This is a genomic window from Oleiphilus sp. HI0128 (genome assembly GCF_001635365.1).
In genome coordinates, this window is the sequence record NZ_LWGG01001553.1 from 1 (window position 1) to 929 (window position 929).

Annotated in this window: 1 pseudogene; it reads right to left on the reverse strand. The window is 49.0% G+C overall.

Going from position 1 to position 929, the window contains the following annotated elements:
- A pseudogene (locus tag A3763_RS25655) lies at nucleotides 1-929 on the reverse strand (RNA polymerase-associated protein RapA); the annotation flags it as partial.

Here is a 929-nt window from a genome sequence, read left to right on the forward strand (position 1 = left end):
ACCAATATCGTTACGGATCTCTTTCAATACGGCATGCGCCATCGATCGCTTAAGCCCTTTGCAGAGCTCATTAAGCTGCTCGTAGGGTAAAACTTCGCTAAGGTCGCGGCCGGTAATATTAACAACGATCCGCTGAGGCGATACCGGCAAAAATTTGTCAAGCTGCAGAGACTTTGGTGCCATGCTGTTCAGCGCGAATATGGCTTCCAAAAATAAAGTACCAGGTTCAACACCTTTTACCGACATGGTTGCCAAGGCTGCATTACCAAGCTCTCCTGTTAAGGTTTGCTCGATTAGATCGGTCACCATCGGGTGTTCCCATGAGACAAACTCGACATCTTCCCGGACAAGCGCTTTCAAACGGTGGAAGGTTAAGGTGTTGCCTTCATCGTTTAAGCCGGGAAAGTGCTGCTCCAGCATGTGCTCTCCAGGGCGAATGATCAGAGTCTGGTCTGACTGGTACTCTTGTTCAACACCGTAAAGGTTGAACTGCTTTTCCATGTAAGAGGACAGGTCCTGGCTTGCTTCCTCAGATTCGATCAAGGCAATGATTTTCTCGGCTTCTTCAGGATTGCAGGAGTTAAGCTCAAGTAGGGGGTCACGACCCGTTTGAAGAGCTGCCATAGCCGCATCGCGATGCTCACGGGCTTGTTTGATAAAAGACAAGGCCTGATCAGATTGAAAGTCACCTTCGCTTAAGTAACTTTCCAGTTCGACGGCAAACTGTTCATAAATTGCAAAGCCTGCCGCACAGCTGTGAGTGAAGGCATCCAGAGCCTGGTCATACCAGTTGAATAAACCCTCTTGGCGGCTGCCAGGAATGAAGGGCACATGAATATTGACGTCATGTGTTTGCCCGATTCGGTCTAAGCGGCCGATACGTTGTTCGAGTAGGTCAGGGTTCTCTGGTAAGTCGAATAACACTAAGT